This window comes from Candidatus Pantoea persica, assembly GCF_013753875.1.
In the GTDB taxonomy this organism is placed as follows: Bacteria; Pseudomonadota; Gammaproteobacteria; order Enterobacterales; family Enterobacteriaceae; genus Pantoea; species Pantoea persica.
In genome coordinates, this window is record NZ_SMDS01000010.1 from 304,872 (window position 1) to 319,797 (window position 14,926).

Consider the following 14,926-nt stretch of genomic DNA (forward strand, 5'->3'; position numbering starts at 1 on the left):
AGTGGGTGGCAGGGACAGAAGAACAAAGCGTCCCGCACCAGGGAAGGCGCAGGCCGAGCTGGCAGGGATGCCGCTTTTTGCGTCTTTGCGATCTGTCCCTGCCAGCCGCGACGGCACATTGCCGACAATCTCAGGGCCGCTATGAGGCCCTTTTTCTTAAACCAGTTCCGACCCCACCAACCCGTCGATCATCACCTGCAGCATCCCCTGCGAGCAGTGTTCAATACGCCCTTGCACGCCGTACACTTGTGCCAGCGTCTCTGGCGTAATCACCCGAGCCGGTACGTCGTCGGCGATTAGCGCACCCGCTTTCAGCATCAGCGCATGGTGCGCATGACGCAGGGCAATATTGATGTCGTGTACCACCACCACGGTGACGATGTTGCGCTGGGCGGTTTCACGCCGCACCAGATCCATCACGTGGAACTGGTAGTTAAGATCCAGCGCGCTCAAGGGCTCGTCCAGCAGCAGCAGCTCCGGGCAACGGATCAGCGACTGCGCCAGGCCGACCAGCTGCTTCTGCCCGCCCGATAGCTGATCGAGATAGCGCATCGCCAGATGCGCGATGTCGAGCTGCTCCAGCAGATACATCACCTCCGCTTCGCTGGCGGCGCTGTGCAGCCCGCCGGAGGCGCGCTGCGCCACGATAATTGACTCCAGCACGTGCAGATGCACGCCCGCCGGCAGCGACTGCGGCAGATAGACCACGCGCTGGGCACGACAGGCGAACGGCTGCTGCATCAGCTCTTCGCCGTTCAGCCACAGCTCCCCCTGCCCTTTGTTCAACCCGGCCAGCGCGCGCAACAGCGTCGACTTGCCGCAGCCGTTCGGCCCGAGCAGCACGGTGATCTTGCCGCGTGGCAGCTGCGCCACGCTGAGATCCTCAATTACCCTGCGCTTCGGGTAGCTGGTGGTGAAATGCTTTAGCGTCAGTCCCTGGGTCATACGTTCCCCCGATAGCGCAGGATAATGCTGAGGAAAAACGGCACGCCCACCAGCGAGGTCACGATGCCGATCGGGATAATGACGCCGGGTATCAGGTTTTTCGACGTTACGGAGGCCATCGACAGCACCAGCGCGCCGGTCAGGGCGCTGGCGGGCAGATAGTAGCGATGATCTTCGCCGAAGATCATACGGGCGATATGCGGCGCCACCAGGCCGATAAAGCCGATCGGCCCGACGAAGGCCACCGCCAGCGCGGAGAGAATGCTGATGCGCAGCAGCGTGGCGAGACGCAGGCGGCGCACGTCGATGCCGAAGCTCACCGCACGATCCTCACCAAGGCGCAGCGCGGTCAGCTTCCAGCTGCTGAGCAGCGAAAACGGCAGCAGCAGCGCAAAGGCACCGCTCAGCACGCCGAGTTTCTCCCACGAGGCGCGCACCAGGCTGCCCATGGTCCAGAACACCAGCCCCTGCAGGGTGTCCTCGCTGGCGATAAACTGCATCATGGAAACTAGCGCGTTAAAGGTGAACACCAGCGCGATGCCGAACAGCACCACGCCAGAGGTGGAGACGCGCGTCCAGCGCGTCACGCCGTCCAGCATCAGCGCGGCGAACAGCGCAAAGACAAAGGCGTTGGCAGAGGTCAGCCACTGGTCCGGCACGCCGGGAATGCCGATGCCGAGGATAATCGCCAGCGCCGCGCCAAAGGCCGCCGCCGAAGAGACGCCGAGGGTAAAGGGACTGGCCAGCGGGTTGTTGAGGATGGTCTGCATCTCGGCACCCGCCAGTCCGAGGCAAAAGCCGACCACCACCGCCATCAGCGCGTAGGGCAAGCGGATGTCCCAGACGATCACGCGCGTGCCGGCGTCAACCGTCGCGGGATGAAGCAGAGACTGCCACAGAGTCGGCAGCGAAAGCCCGGCCGGGCCGAGCGTAAAGTCGAGCACCAGCGAGGCGATAATCGCCAGCGTCAGCACGGCGATCATCAGCATACGGCGCCGCAGCACCTGACGATAGCGGCCCATTGCGCCCTGTGCGGGCAGGGTTGAATCCGTCATAGAAAGCCTGTTCAGTGGGTTCGGTCGAAAACGCAGCCACACACAATAGAGCAGATGATAATAATTATCAATTCTTTGACGGGCACAAACCCGCGCCCAGACGAAAAAATCGCGGGCAGGCCTCGCTCTGTGTGCAAAGAGAGGTAGCCTTAGCCTTTGTGCGTCGGAAACTCCATCTCGCTGTACGAAGCGGGTGCCGCGCGTCAGCTTGTAGCCCATCCAGATAATCAGAAACAGCAGCAGGCCGATGATATAGGTGGCGGCGACGCCGTACCAGTCGATGCGGTCCGCCAGAAACGCCTGGTAGTTCTGACCGAGGGTGATGATCAGGTAGAGCACAAAGGCGAAGATCGGGCCGAGCGGGAAAAAGCCCGAACGGTAAGGCAGGTTGCTCAGGCTGTGGCCCTGCGCGATATAGCCGCGGCGGAAGCGATAGTGGCTGATGGCGATGCCGAGCCAGGAGATAAAGCCGGTCATTCCGGAGGTGTTCAGCAGCCACAGGTAGACCTCCTGATTGCCGAACTTCGAGCTCAGGAAGCAGAGCGCGGCCACCACCGTGGTGGCTAGCAGCGCGTTGCGCGGCACGCCACCCTTCGACAGGCGAGCAAAAATGCTCGGCGCCTTGCCTTCGCACGCCAGGTTATAGAGCATGCGCGTTGAGGCGTACATGCCGGAGTTGCCCGCCGACAGCACCGCAGTCAGGATCACCGCGTTCATCACCGCAGCGGCGGAGAGCAGGCCCGCGTTCTGGAACACCAGCGTAAACGGACTGACGCTGATGTCGGTCACGTCATTGTGCAGCAGCTGCGGATCGGTATAGGGCGGGATCAGGCTGATAATCAGGATAGCGAAGATGAAGATAGAACAGCAGAATACGCCAGAACACCTGGCGCACCGCGCGCGGAATATTCTTCGCCGGATTTTCCGACTCATCCGCCGCGATGCCAATCAGTTCAATGCCCTGGAACGAGAAGCCGACAATCATCACCACGCCGATCATCGCGGCGAATCCGCCGGCGAACGGCGCGTCGCCCACCTGCCAGTTCTGCTAGCCGGCGTGCTCGCCGCCGCGTAGGATGCCGAGGATCATCAGCACGCCCACCACGATAAAGATAATCACGGTGGTAACCTTGATCAGCGAGAACCAGTACTCCGCTTCGCAGAAGCCTTTTACCAAGATGGTGTTCAGCAGGAACATCAGGCCAATCAGCGCATAGGAGAGCAGCGCCCCGCCCGGCCCCGCCTGAGAAATGGTGGCGCCAGAGGCGACAAACAGACCGGTGCCGATCGATCCGCCAATGGCGATCATCGTCAGGTGACGCACCTTTAACTCACGTCGTAACGCAGGTTGTTGTGTTGTATTTGTGTCGTTATGCATGTGTAAACACTAGGCTCGCTAAAAATGAGGCGCGATTGTAGCAACTCACTCTGCTCTGTATAGCATTGCCGTCCTGTTATTAGTTACCTTAATGATCGCCGATGAATTATAAGCAAATACCGCTTGATGCTATTCTCGGCAGTAGGCGAGAAAGCGCTGCAGCGCCCGGGAAAGATGCTTCTGGCGGTGGTGAATGCGGTAGAGGGTGCGCGTCAGGCGCGGCACCGGCAGCGCCACCAGCGTGCCCGCGTCAAGCTGATCGGCGATCACCCGGCGCGACAGGCAGCTGATGCCCATATTGTGGCGCACCGCATGCTTGATCGCCTCGGAGTTACCCAGCTCCATACCCAGCTGAAAGGTCGGCAGATGGGCCAGCATCAGATAGTCGACTATTTCCCGCGTGCCGGAGCCGCGCTCGCGCAGGATCCAGGGCGCGTTGCCGAGGCTCTCCAGCGTCACCGGCTGCTGCAGTATCGCGGCATCGGGCGCGGCGAACACCACCAGCTCATCCTCCAGCCAGGGCTCGCTCACCAGCTCAGTCACGTGGCATGGCCCCTCGATTAGGCCGACGTCGACGCGAAAATCGGCCACCGCGTTGATCACATCCTGGCTGTTGCCGACGCTCAGTTCCAGCGGCAGGCCAGGAAAGTCGCGGCGGTAGGCCGCCATCATGCCCGGCAGCAGGTAGTTGCCGATGGTGCTGCTGGCGAAGATGCGGATGGCGCCGTTTTCCTCTTTAAACAGCTGCTCAATCTCCCCTGCCTGCTCCAGCAGCCCGATGGCGCTCGGATAGAGCAGGCGGCCATGTTCATTCAGCACCAGCCGTTTGCCCACGCGGTCGAACAACTGCACGCCAAGCTGGTTTTCCAGCTCGGCCAGCGCCGCGCTCACCGCCGACTGCGAGAGCGCCAGAATCTGCGACGCCTGGGTGGTGGAGCCGCTTTTCAGCACCTCGGTAAAGACTTCAATCTGACGTAGGGTGATATGCACAAGCTCTCCTTACATTGCGCAGCGCTGCACAAGGTAAAACAGCACCGCCAGCCAGATCAGCACCATCAAAAACAGGCCAAAGCCGCTGCCCACCTTTATTGCCGCGCGCGCTGCTGATGCGCACGTCGCGCGGCAGCAGGCGCAGCAGAATCAGCACGTCCAGCGGAATGATGATGGCGTCGTCGAGCAGGCCAATCACGGGAATAAAGTCGGGGATCAGATCGATGGGGCTGAGCGCATAGGCCACCAGCCCAAACGCCAGCAGCTTAAACCACCAGGGTATGCGCGGATCGCGGCAGGCGAACCACAGCATCAGCACGTTTTTTTTGATCAGCGTGGCCCAGCGGCGCAAACGGGTAAACAACATCTCTCTACCTTATCATTCTACATGTTTAATGTTAAACATATTATCAATTTCATTTTTAAGCCAGCGTGGCGCATACTTGCATTGACTTGAAAGGAGCATGATATGGCTGAGCTGAGTTTTCCCCGATTTCCCCTGTCTGGCTGCTGGCGCAGACGCAGCTGCCGTCGCTCCTCGCCGCGCAGTTCAGCATTTTTACCGGTTCAACCATCCATGAGGTAGCGCAGGTGGTTGCGGCCGGCCATGCGGTTTTTGCTCTGCCTTGGCGGCTGGCGGCGCAGCCGTCGCACGCGCCGCGTCAGGGCATAGCCTTTCCCTGGTTTGCGCTGGGATTTATCACCGTGGCGCTATTTAACTCGCTGCATCTGCCGCCGGCCGCGGGGATCGCGGCGCTTAACCAGCTGGCCAACCTGCTGCTGGCGATGGCTATGGCGACGCTCAGCCTCACCACGCGCTTCAGCGCACTGCGTAAGGCGGGCGCGAAACCGTTGCTGCTCGGGCTGATGGTGTTTGTACGGCTGATGGTCGGCGGCGGCGCCATCAATCTGCTGGTGCAGCATTTCGCCCGCTGAGCGCATCAGGTATGCTGCGGCCTCATTTGAGTCAGCTATGTTCAGGAGAAGCGGCATGAAATATATCGGCGCACACGTCAGCGCGTCTGGCGGCGTAGAGCAGGCAGTGATTCGTGCCCACGAACTAGAAGCCACCGCGTTTGCCCTGTTTACCAAGAATCAGCGGCAGTGGAAGGCGGCCCCGCTCTCAAAGGCGACCATCGACGCCTTTAAGGCCGCCTGCGAAAAGTATCATTTTGGCCCGCAGCAGATCCTGCCGCACGACAGCTTTCTGATTAACCTCGGCCATCCGGAAGCGGAGCCGCTGGAGAAGTCACGCGCCGCCTTTATCGACGAGATGCAGCGCGCCGAACAACTGGGGCTGGGGCTGCTGAACTTCCATCCCGGCAGCCATCTGAACAAGATTGACGAAGAGGCGTGCCTGAAGCGCATCGCCGAGTCAGTGAATATCGCGCTGGATAACAGCTCGCAGGTGGTGGCGGTGATTGAGAACACAGCCGGTCAGGGCAGTAATCTCGGCTTCCGCTTTGAACATCTGGCGGCCATTATCGAGCACGTCGAGGACAAGTCGCGCGTCGGCGTCTGCATCGATACCTGCCACGCTTTTGCGGGCGGCTACGATCTGTGTACCGAGGCGGCGTGCGAAGAGACCTTCGCCGCCTTTGAGCGCATTGTCGGCTTCCAGTATCTGCGCGGCATGCACCTCAACGACGCCAAGAGCGCCTTTGGCAGCCGCGTCGACCGCCACCACAGCCTGGGCGAAGGCAACATAGGTAAAACGGTGTTCAGCTGGCTGATGAAGGATGCTCGCTTCGACGGCATCCCGCTGATTCTGGAAACCATCAATCCCGATATCTGGAAAGATGAGATCGCCTGGCTGAAGGCCGAGCAGAAAAACTAAAAAAGGAGCCAGCTGGCTCCCTTTTTTTCTTAGGGCAAGGATCAGGTTTCACCAGCTCCTCTTCCGGACGTTTCAGGATGGCGTAACCCAGACCTGCGATAGCCGTACCGACGATAATCGCCAGCAGGTAACCCAGCACCGGCGTGATCGCGCCGGGGATCAGCAGCACGAACAGCCCGCCGTGCGGCGCCATCAGCTTCGCGCCGCCGACGATACAGCACGGCAGCACGCGCATCGGGTCGCGCACCGCGAACGGAATCGCCCCTTCGGAGGTAAAGCAGAGGCCCATCGCCAGCGGCGGCACCATACCCGCTGCCATAATCGCCGCTATCGGCGCATAAGTCTGCGAACTCAGCAGGCCGACGCCGAAGGCGACTTTAATTCACCGAGCCGCCCATATCGTTACACATCATGCCGCCCAGAATCGCACTTAGAAGTACCGCATTAGCCGTGCCCATGTTCGCCAGCCAGGTGGTCAGGCCGCTCATGATCGCCGCGACCGGTTTACCCACCATGTAGAGCATCAGCAGGCCGGTGATCAGGCTGGCCACCAGAGGAATGATCAGGATTGGCTTCAGCGCCTCCATACTCTGTGGCAGTTTGAACTTGCCGCTGATCAACTTTGCCGCATAGCCGGCGATCAATGCCGCCGAGGAAGCCGGCGTTGATGGTGGTGGCGATCATGCCGCCAATCAGGCATGGGGTCAGGCCGGGACGATCCGCGATCGATAAGGCGATAAAGCCCGCCAGCACCGGCACCATCAGCGCGAAGGCGCTGCCGCCGCCGATCTGCATCAGCGCCGCCGCCAGCGTGCCCGGCTCTTTAAAGGCGGTGATGCCGAAGGCGAAGAAGTGCGCGATGCTCAGGCCGCCCGCCACCACCATCGGCAGCATATGGAGACGCCGGTCAGCAGGTGACGATAGGCGCCCGCCTTCTCTTTTTTCTCTTCCTGCGGTGCACCGCTCTGCGCGCTAGCCGCCTTGTAGGGTTTGGCTTCGGCAACCGCCTTGTCCAGCTCCTGCGCGGTTTTCTTCAGCGCCAGCCCGGTTGAGGTGCGATACATCGGCTTGCCGGCGAATTTCGCCAGATCGACCTCGATATCTGCCGCCACAATCACCAGATCGGCCGCCGCCACCTCTTCCGGGGTTATGGCGTTGCCTGCGCCGACGGAGCCGCGGGTTTCCACTTTCACCCACCAGCCGCGTTTGGTCGCTTCCGCCTGAATCGCCTCGGCGGCCATAAAGGTGTGCGCCCACGCCGGTCGGACAGGCGGTCACCGCGACCATACGTTTTTGCGCGGCTAGCTGCGCGGCGGCCGGTGCCGCAGCAGCAGCGCGCCATCGTTCGGCACCTCGCCTCGCGGCCGACGACGATCGCCAGCTCCGCTTCAGCCGGGTTGTCCGTCAGGGTCACGCCCGCCTGCGCAGCAGCGGCGGTCAGCCGCTGTTGCGCCATCATACTAGGCGGAAGCCAGCCCAATAGAAGGATCTTTTATCAGCAGCGTTTTCATTATCGCTCTCCTGCTATCCGTTAACGGGTTGCAGATCGACGCGAGCCATCATCGCGGCCAACCGGGTACGATCGGTCACGCCGACGTTGCTCTGGCTAACGGCCAGGGCCGCCACGGCCGTCGCAAGACGCAGCGTGTGTTCACTGGATTCGCGCATCAGCAGGCCGTAGATCAGGCCGCCGACCATCGAGTCGCCCGCGCCAACGGTGCTCACTACTTCGCACACTGGCGGTTTAGCGAGCCACTCGCCTGAGGCGTTGACCCACAGCGCGCCTTCGGCGCCCAGCGAGATCACCACGTGGGCGATGCCCTGCTCGCGCAGCTCGTTCGCCGCGCCGATCACGTCCTGCAGCGTCGGCAGCTTGCGGCCGGCCCAGATCTCCAGCTCGCGGCAGTTTGGCTTCACCAGCCAGGGTGCAGCCTTCAGGCCCGCCACCAGCGCTTCGCGGCTGCTGTCGAAGATAATGCACGGACAGTAGGTGCGCAGTTCGCTCATCCAGCGGGTAAAGGCGTCCGGCTGCACGCCAGCCGGTAGGCTGCCGCTGACGCACACCATGTCGAACTGGCCCAGCCAAGTCAGCGAGTCGCTGGTAAAGCAATCCCAGTCCTGCTGGCTGACCTCGAAGCCGGAGAAGTTCAGGTCGGTGACGTCGCTGTTCTGCTCGGTCAGCTTGACGTTGATGCGCGTGCGGCCCGGCACGACCTGGAAGCGGTTGGCGATGCCCAGCTCGCTGAACAGCTGCTGAAAGCCGTCTTGGTTCTCTTTGCCGAAGAAACCGCCCACCGTAACGTCAATGCCCAGATCTTTCAGCACCTTGGCGACGTTGATACCCTTGCCTGCGGCGTGCAGGCCGGTGGTTTTTACCAGGTTAACCTCGCCGCGCTCGATCTCTGGGACGAATCCCACCAGATCGTAGGCCGGGTTCAGGGTAATAGTGGCGACGCGTCTGCTCATGCTACCCCCTAGCCCAAGCCGGAGTTGATTGCTTCGCCAATGGCGTTCAGCGCCTGCTGCGCATCTTCGCCGCTGGCAGTAAAGCGCAGGCGGTGGCCTTTCTTGACGCCCAGCGCCACCACCTTCATCAGGCTACGCCCGTTGGCCGGTTTGCCGCTGCCGTCGAGATTGGTGACGGTGATGTCGCTGTTGAACTGCTTGATCACGCTTACCAGCGCTGTGCCGGGACGCGCGTGCAGACCGTGCTCGTTGCAGATGGTGAAATCCGCGCTCAGCACCTCGGCCTGCTCGTCGACTTCGCTGGTCAGCAGCGCGCTCAGGTAGCTCAGCACCTCCAGCGGACGATCGTCGGTGGCGGCGACCGTCACCAGCAGTGCAACCTGCTCGCCTAGCAACGCCGCGCGGCTGACCGCGACCGCGCTGCGCAGATTGCCGCGGCAGCTGTCGTTCAGCCAGATGCCCTGACCGAGGCTGAGGGGCGTCGAGGCCACTACGTCAGCGACGAAGCTGGCGTCTACCGCGCCGGCCGCCTGCAGCCGGCCGGCATTCAGCGCCTGCAGGGTGATTAAATCATTAGCCGCCACGTCGAGGGTGATCAGCGAGGTGTCGAAACTGAACTCAGCCGCCTGCTTTTCGCCTATCCGCAGCGCGCGCAGATCTTCCGCCGACGCGGTTTTCAGCTGTTCAGCCACGCTGTCGTCGCTCAGCACGTGCGTCAGCTGGCGCAGAAGCTCCAAGTGTTCGTCCGATTTGGCAGCGATGCCGAGCGCCACATAGGCAATTTGATCCTCGCCCCAGGCGACGCCCTGCAGAAACTGAAACACCTGCACGCCGGTTTTCTGCACCAGGTCGCGCGTATCGGTAGTGCCGTGTGGAATCGCAATGCCGTTGCCCAGAAAGGTGGACGTCTGCTGTTCGCGCGCCAGCATGCCGTTGACGTAGCCTTCCGCCACGTTGCCCGCCGCCGTCAGCGCCGCTGCAACCTGGCGTATCGCCTCTTCTTTATTCTGTGCAGCGGCTCCGGTGTAGATGGCCTGCAGTTCGAGCTGGAACATATATCTCCTCGCTTACTGAATTGAATCGTTTCAGCCTTGCGGTCGTTAAAAGCGTCGCAAGATGAGGAAAAAGCCAACAGCTGAAACGTATCAAGTAGTCTGGAACAGCGCACCTGGGCATGCAAGAAATTGCGTAAAAATACGTAGCAGGTTTTTGGCGTTACGCGCATTTCAATTGCGCCGTCGACAAATTGGGATTCAGGCGCTGAAGTGGATGCTGTAACGAGCGGCTCGCACAAGGAAAAGCGTCAGCTTTTCAGGGCGCCGTGTCCGCTTCCAGCTTCAGCAAATAGATCATGGCGTCGTGACGAGTTTCGCCGCACATGTCGCGCGCGGGCTGCAAACCGGCGCAGACCGCGGGCCGCAGCGGCGAGCCGAACAGCTTGCAGCGTAGGTCGGCGTCGAGCTGCACGCAGGGGGTATTGGCGGGCTTGCCATGCGGCATGCCGGGAATCGGCGAAGAGATGGAGAGCGCGGTACAACAGGCGCCGCACTGACTACGGCATTGCATGATACGCTCCAGCGGGAAAGAGAGCGCGACAATAACAGTCCGTGCGCCGGAAAGCCATGCCCGCCTGCGGCCGCAATATTTCCAGCGCCATATTGCCTGTTTACCCTGGCGCGAGTAACGTGGCGCGCATCGGAATCTTTCTTTAAGCAAGAGTTGCAATGCCAAGAGCGAATGAGATCAAAAAAGGAATGGCGGTGAGCTGGAACGGCAAGCTGCTACTGGTCAAAGATATCGATATCCAGAGCCCGAGCGCGCGCGGCGCCGTTACGCTCTACAAGATGTGCTTTACCGATATTCGCACCGGACTGAGGGTGGAGGAGCGCTTTAAGGGCGACGATATTCTCGACGCCATCCAGCTCAGCCGCCGCAGCGTAACCTTCTCCTATATTGACGGCGACGAGTATGTCTTTATGGACGATGAGGACTACCCCCCTACTCGTTTAAGCGGGATTGATGCGGCGTGCGATATTTGAAGCCAAAACGGGCGATAAATGACGGGCTACTTTTGTTTCCATCAGTGCAACGAAATTACACTGTCATTTTTTATCGGAGGCACTTTGGCCTGTTCGAGTCGTACGATCAACTGGACAATATTTGTAGATGCTGGTCAATGAAACGCCATACAGTAATGCCAGCTGTTTTCTATCATGGCCGGACTCAAGTAATTTTTTAGCCTGCTCTTGCTGTGCAGAAGATAATACGCAAGGTCTACCGCCAATACTTCCCCTGCTTCTCGCTGCGGCTAGACCTGCCTGAGTACGTTCAACAATCAGCTCCCGCTCCATTTGCGCCAACGCAATCATCACATCAAAGAAAAAACGCCCTGCGGACGTAGTAGAAGTATCAATGGAATCCGTCAAACTATGAAAATGAATACCTTCATCTTCCAACATTGCTTTTAACTATATAGTAAGGGCGGCATAATGCTGCGCCTATGCATCGTTATCAGGCGCTTCCGGCCACTCAATATCCGGCGCTTTGCTGATATCCCCCCGGTTAAGCAGCACGCGGTATTTTTTCCACACGACAAGCTGGGCCTTTTCTGCCTCAGTGGCCATATCGAGGTCTACCGCATCCTGTAGCGGCTGAGTACGCGCACTCGCAACTGTCAGCCGTTATGCTAATTCCTGCTTTGCCGCCTGCTGCGACGCCTGGACTTCTGCTGTTTGCTGGGCCGCTTTGTATGTTACCCATTCCTTTCCGTTCCAGGTATCAAATTCCGTTGCCGGAGGCAGTAGCGTTACCTTCTCGGATAGCTAACCCATCGCCGCGACAGTCGAGGCTTCACGTGTTCCGGTGTTGTAAACGGTTTTACCTCGATAATCGGGTATATACTCCCAATACAACCCGTCGAGGCTACGCCGTAATGCCTGATCGGAAGGCGGTAACACGAGGTTATCGGGGTAACTGTGCGCAGGTAAACCTACATCCACAATCAGATACTCATCGCTGGCACTCAGGTATTCCCGTGTGTCCGGATGCACATGATAGACAGTTATCCAGCCTGCATTTTTGCTGAGGCCGTTTTCGCCTAATTCGGCAGTTTCAATATCCGTTGAATAGTTGCTCATTATGCTGCTCTCACAATGTAGTTAAAGACGATGTTACGCGGGCGGGGTTCATTGGCAGTTCGCGTTTGTCGCGATGAATCAAACACCCCGCGTGCGCCACCTCTATGGTATGTTGATGACGCGTCGTAATTAACCCTCGCGGTGCTGTCGATGTGTAAGGCCCCGGAGGGGGGGATAATCGATACCTCCACCCGCGGCTTGATCGTCTATCACCCATTTTGCTGTTATCGGTTGCATCGCATCATTCCGTGTCGATAGCAGGCCGCGCCCCAGATCAACCTCGCGCCCATTATCCCAACCGCGAATAAATTCGCCGCGCAGGTCTGGCAGCTTGCCGGTGGGGTAGAGAGGCTAAAACCGGATAGGTTGTTTTGTTAAATTCCTGCCCGTTGCATTTCAACCACCCAGAAGGGGGAATTGCACCCGGGAACGGCAACGGGATACCCGCCAGTTCGTTGGCGGTGAAAACCTGCGCCCATGCGGACCAGGGCGCATTCCTAAAATCCCGACGACTGCGAATATAAAGCGGGGCATGAGCACCACTGGTATTGCTCCAGCTCAGCAACAATTCACCTTCCCCGCCAGCCCCGTTGAGATGGATGACATTACCGTAAGGGGTCGGATACCATTGTTGTAGGCCTCATACAGCTGGATACCGGACGCACCCTGATTGAGGCCACTTAATGCCGGAACCCGGCCACGGGATACCAGCGTATTGACACTAATGCCTGTCGAGCCATTAAAGGGTACGCCGTTAATCTTTCGCGCCGTCTGCAATGTTGTTGCTTATACCGCGTTGCCGTCAAGATTACCGCTGATTAACGTGTTAAAAATCTGTCTATTAATCCACCGATTTTCTTTTTCCAACAAACCAAGGTTTTTCACAAATTGATTTTTGTCCGGGATGTCGGCACCATTTTCATTTTTTGCCAGCTTTTGGCTCAGAAGTTGCGTCACGCTTTCGGCAAATTTCGGGTTATTGCTGATGGCCTGCGCGAGCTTGTTCAGCGTATCTAAATCGGAAAACGCATGGTCGACTACCGTATTCAGCCTGTCATTGACAATTTTTACCGCTTTGGGGGTTGCCACTGCTGCTCTGGTTAGCATTGCTGAGCTTGACAAAACCTTTTTCACCTAAGCTTGCATCCGGGTGATTTCGGGAGCGCGTATGTGCAGTCAACGCCGCTTCGGCCTCTTTTAATTATTGCTTTAACCAGGCGGTCCGATTAGCCAGTTCACGTGCGGGTCGGTTGGTAATACCGTCTGGCCCACCCAATAGCGGATCGGAGGTCTCTATCTGGTAGATACCGGATTCCCATTCGGCCTGTTCTTTTAAATGGCTCATTTCATCGTGCTTCATGTTGCACTATTCCATGCCCTAGTTTTTTGATGATAATATATTCTACGAATGCGTATTCAGTCAGCATTTTTGTATGCCTTTAGCTGCGGCCATGATTATAGCGCCCGTTATAATAGGTCGTCTGATTTTTATAGCGCAACGGCACTGCCGTATAATCCAGCGCCACCAGTTCGCTAAGCGCTGGCGCAAACGCCGCCAATGTCTCGCGTAATTTTGCTGCCTGGTCATTAGTGATAAGCCGATTGAGCATCACCCGATACAGCGCCCAGTACGTCTCACTATCGGGATACGCTGTCGCCTGTTCAGGTTTTAGCGCCGCCGCGCCTTCAGGTATCGTTACCTCCCCCAACCCCAACGCCCGTATCATGGTACGGAGTGACCAGGGTATGCCTTTATACCGATGCAGGGTTATCGCCGATTTCAGCATCACGCGGCAGGCATCATCCGATTCCGCCAGATGTCAGCCATTGATACCGGTCAAAGCCAGTTGCCCAGCCAGCCAGGGCAAGGACGACGCCTCGGTCATATCCAGCAGATAAACCAGCAGCGGCGTCAGGTCAATTTGCTGTAACCATGCCGCCTGCGCTGCCAGTACCGTCGGCTCAAGGGTCTTGAAACTCGTGAGCTGCACCCGGTAAACGCCCGTTACCGAGAGTGCCGCGATAATCTGACTGGGTACAATATCCCGACCCAGCTGTTTAGCCTGGCGGGCGACATACTGCTCAGCGGCCTGCCGCGCCTGTTTCAGTACCGGCCCCCCGGCTGGTTGGCATAAAAGGTCAGCTGGGCGCTAATCGCATAGGTTTCCCTGTAGGCGCACAGGTCAATCATAACCTCTCGGCCTGCGCCGGCCACAGGGTTTTACCGCTGGCCGCTTCATAGGCCGTGATCATCTCGCGGGTAATAGCCTGCGCATCCGCTGCAACAAAAACCGGCTTCTCAAGGGTTAGCGCCATGCAACCTCCGTTTGTTGGTGAGCCTGACTGCCTGGCAGTCGCCAGCGCAGCAGGAGATTCACCCGCTCACCCTGCGCATCTAGCGTGACCTGATGTAATTCGCATCGGGGCTCCCAGCGTCTGATGGCCTCCACCGTTTCCCGTACCACATGCGGCAAGGCGCGTTCTACCGGCATATCCAGATAGCGATACAGGTCACTGCCAAAATCCGGTCGATGCGGGTCGCGGCCTTTTGGGGTGCCTAAAATCAGTCGCAGGCACTTCTGAATATCTTCGACGCCACTGACCCGTTAACCCAACGCGTGCAGCGCGGGTTGCCAGTCTGCGGTGCCAAGACCTGTCATTATGTTCATCAAACGCGTTCCTCCCTCACTTATAACGGCTTGCCGGTAGGCTTACCGTCATGCCCATTACTATGGGGGCATGGTCATCAACGGATGTCTGTGCCGTCTTAATATCTTCCGTGGTTTGAATGCCACCCTTAATGCCCACTGAGCCGTCAATGTCGGCACCACCACGCCCGGATAGTCCCCCTTGATACGTTAACCGTTTCTGTACATTAAAATTGCCCGTCGCGATAGTTTCAGGGCTGTCCAGGGTGAGAATATCGCGGGCTATCACACTGGCAGTTTGCGTTTGAATCAGCACGTGGCCTGGGTGGTCAGCGTCAGGGTCTGTATATTGCCCCCGATAGTCATCGCGTGGTTTTTTCGGTCATACTCGACAACGGTCCCATCGGCAAAATCCATCCGCCGTTTATCGTGGTTTGCCACCGTGGGGGGGGGGGGGGTCAACATCGGAA

The 14,926-nt window shown here is 59.0% G+C and carries 15 protein-coding genes and 8 pseudogenes; 3 read left to right on the plus strand and 20 right to left on the minus strand.

Annotated elements, in window-relative coordinates; all coding sequences use genetic code 11:
• Positions 1-156 precede the first annotated feature (156 nt).
• From EIO60_RS03775 to EIO60_RS03795, 5 genes and pseudogenes are all read right to left on the minus strand, one after another.
• A complete protein-coding gene (locus tag EIO60_RS03775; protein WP_258575933.1) occupies positions 157-945 on the minus strand; it encodes an ABC transporter ATP-binding protein in 789 nt (262 codons plus the stop codon).
• On the minus strand, positions 942-2,000 hold the full coding sequence (locus EIO60_RS03780) for a FecCD family ABC transporter permease (RefSeq protein WP_258576055.1): 1,059 nt from the start codon (positions 1,998-2,000) through the stop codon (positions 942-944). Before EIO60_RS03780 ends, EIO60_RS03775 begins: the two co-directional genes overlap by 4 nt.
• A 149-nt stretch (positions 2,001-2,149) precedes the next feature.
• Positions 2,150-3,378: pseudogene (locus EIO60_RS03785) on the minus strand (amino acid permease).
• Positions 3,379-3,507: 129 nt separating this feature from the next.
• A complete protein-coding gene (gene yieE, locus EIO60_RS03790; RefSeq protein WP_258575934.1) occupies positions 3,508-4,368 on the minus strand; it encodes a DNA-binding transcriptional regulator YeiE in 861 nt (286 codons plus the stop codon).
• On the minus strand, positions 4,343-4,735 hold the full coding sequence (locus EIO60_RS03795) for a YkvA family protein (RefSeq protein WP_258575935.1): 393 nt from the start codon (positions 4,733-4,735) through the stop codon (positions 4,343-4,345). The genes yieE and EIO60_RS03795 overlap by 26 nt, the downstream gene beginning before the upstream one ends.
• A gap of 161 nt (positions 4,736-4,896) precedes the next feature.
• Here EIO60_RS03795 and EIO60_RS03800 point away from each other — a divergent pair.
• Positions 4,897-5,304: pseudogene (locus tag EIO60_RS03800) on the plus strand (putative sulfate exporter family transporter); the annotation flags it as partial.
• A 55-nt stretch (positions 5,305-5,359) separates the two neighbouring features.
• The gene (nfo, locus tag EIO60_RS03805) at positions 5,360-6,205 is read left to right on the plus strand and encodes a deoxyribonuclease IV (RefSeq protein ID WP_258575936.1); all 846 of its coding nucleotides are present in this window, start codon (positions 5,360-5,362) and stop codon (positions 6,203-6,205) included.
• Here the strand turns inward: nfo and EIO60_RS03810 are convergent.
• The 4 genes and pseudogenes from EIO60_RS03810 to EIO60_RS03825 form a co-directional block, all read right to left on the minus strand.
• Positions 6,147-7,716: pseudogene (locus tag EIO60_RS03810) on the minus strand (fructose-specific PTS transporter subunit EIIC). The gene nfo and the pseudogene EIO60_RS03810 sit on opposite strands and share 59 nt — an antisense overlap.
• 13 nt (positions 7,717-7,729) lie before the next feature.
• Positions 7,730-8,671 (minus strand): 1-phosphofructokinase, encoded by a 942-nt coding sequence (gene fruK / locus EIO60_RS03815; RefSeq protein WP_258575937.1) that lies wholly within the window; start codon positions 8,669-8,671, stop codon positions 7,730-7,732.
• A gap of 8 nt (positions 8,672-8,679) precedes the next feature.
• The gene (gene fruB / locus EIO60_RS03820) at positions 8,680-9,726 is read right to left on the minus strand and encodes a fused PTS fructose transporter subunit IIA/HPr protein (RefSeq protein WP_258575938.1); all 1,047 of its coding nucleotides are present in this window, start codon (positions 9,724-9,726) and stop codon (positions 8,680-8,682) included.
• Positions 9,727-9,982: 256 nt separating this feature from the next.
• Positions 9,983-10,237: a YkgJ family cysteine cluster protein gene (locus tag EIO60_RS03825; protein ID WP_258575939.1), complete on the minus strand. Its 255-nt coding sequence runs from the start codon at positions 10,235-10,237 to the stop codon at positions 9,983-9,985.
• A gap of 158 nt (positions 10,238-10,395) precedes the next feature.
• Here EIO60_RS03825 and EIO60_RS03830 point away from each other — a divergent pair.
• Positions 10,396-10,688: pseudogene (locus EIO60_RS03830) on the plus strand (elongation factor P-like protein YeiP); the annotation flags it as partial.
• 85 nt (positions 10,689-10,773) lie between these two features.
• Here the strand turns inward: EIO60_RS03830 and EIO60_RS03835 are convergent.
• The 11 genes and pseudogenes from EIO60_RS03835 to EIO60_RS03875 all read right to left on the minus strand — a co-directional run.
• A pseudogene (locus tag EIO60_RS03835) lies at positions 10,774-11,127 on the minus strand (helix-turn-helix domain-containing protein); the annotation flags it as partial.
• Between the two features lie 42 nt (positions 11,128-11,169).
• Positions 11,170-11,472: pseudogene (locus EIO60_RS16485) on the minus strand (tail fiber assembly protein).
• Positions 11,473-11,493: 21 nt separating this feature from the next.
• Entirely contained in the window at positions 11,494-11,808 is a 315-nt protein-coding gene (locus EIO60_RS16045) for a hypothetical protein (RefSeq protein ID WP_309484677.1), read from the minus strand.
• Between the two features lie 246 nt (positions 11,809-12,054).
• Positions 12,055-12,253 (minus strand): annotated as a pseudogene (locus EIO60_RS17095) (phage tail protein); the annotation flags it as partial.
• Between the two features lie 341 nt (positions 12,254-12,594).
• Entirely contained in the window at positions 12,595-12,942 is a 348-nt protein-coding gene (locus tag EIO60_RS16495) for a hypothetical protein (protein ID WP_374058124.1), read from the minus strand.
• A gap of 67 nt (positions 12,943-13,009) precedes the next feature.
• Positions 13,010-13,168 (minus strand): hypothetical protein, encoded by a 159-nt coding sequence (locus tag EIO60_RS16500; RefSeq protein ID WP_374058115.1) that lies wholly within the window; start codon positions 13,166-13,168, stop codon positions 13,010-13,012.
• 79 nt (positions 13,169-13,247) lie between these two features.
• On the minus strand, positions 13,248-13,625 hold the full coding sequence (locus tag EIO60_RS03855; protein ID WP_258576056.1) for a phage tail protein: 378 nt from the start codon (positions 13,623-13,625) through the stop codon (positions 13,248-13,250).
• A 3-nt stretch (positions 13,626-13,628) separates the two neighbouring features.
• Positions 13,629-13,916 (minus strand): hypothetical protein, encoded by a 288-nt coding sequence (locus EIO60_RS17250; RefSeq protein WP_508278740.1) that lies wholly within the window; start codon positions 13,914-13,916, stop codon positions 13,629-13,631.
• A gap of 56 nt (positions 13,917-13,972) precedes the next feature.
• A pseudogene (locus tag EIO60_RS03865) lies at positions 13,973-14,124 on the minus strand (baseplate protein); the annotation flags it as partial.
• A complete protein-coding gene (locus tag EIO60_RS03870; RefSeq protein ID WP_374058122.1) occupies positions 14,115-14,393 on the minus strand; it encodes a GPW/gp25 family protein in 279 nt (92 codons plus the stop codon). The gene EIO60_RS03870 and the pseudogene EIO60_RS03865, both read right to left, overlap by 10 nt.
• Before the next feature lie 100 nt (positions 14,394-14,493).
• A complete protein-coding gene (locus EIO60_RS03875) occupies positions 14,494-14,772 on the minus strand; it encodes a hypothetical protein (RefSeq protein ID WP_258575942.1) in 279 nt (92 codons plus the stop codon).
• Between the last annotated feature and the right edge of the window lie 154 nt (positions 14,773-14,926).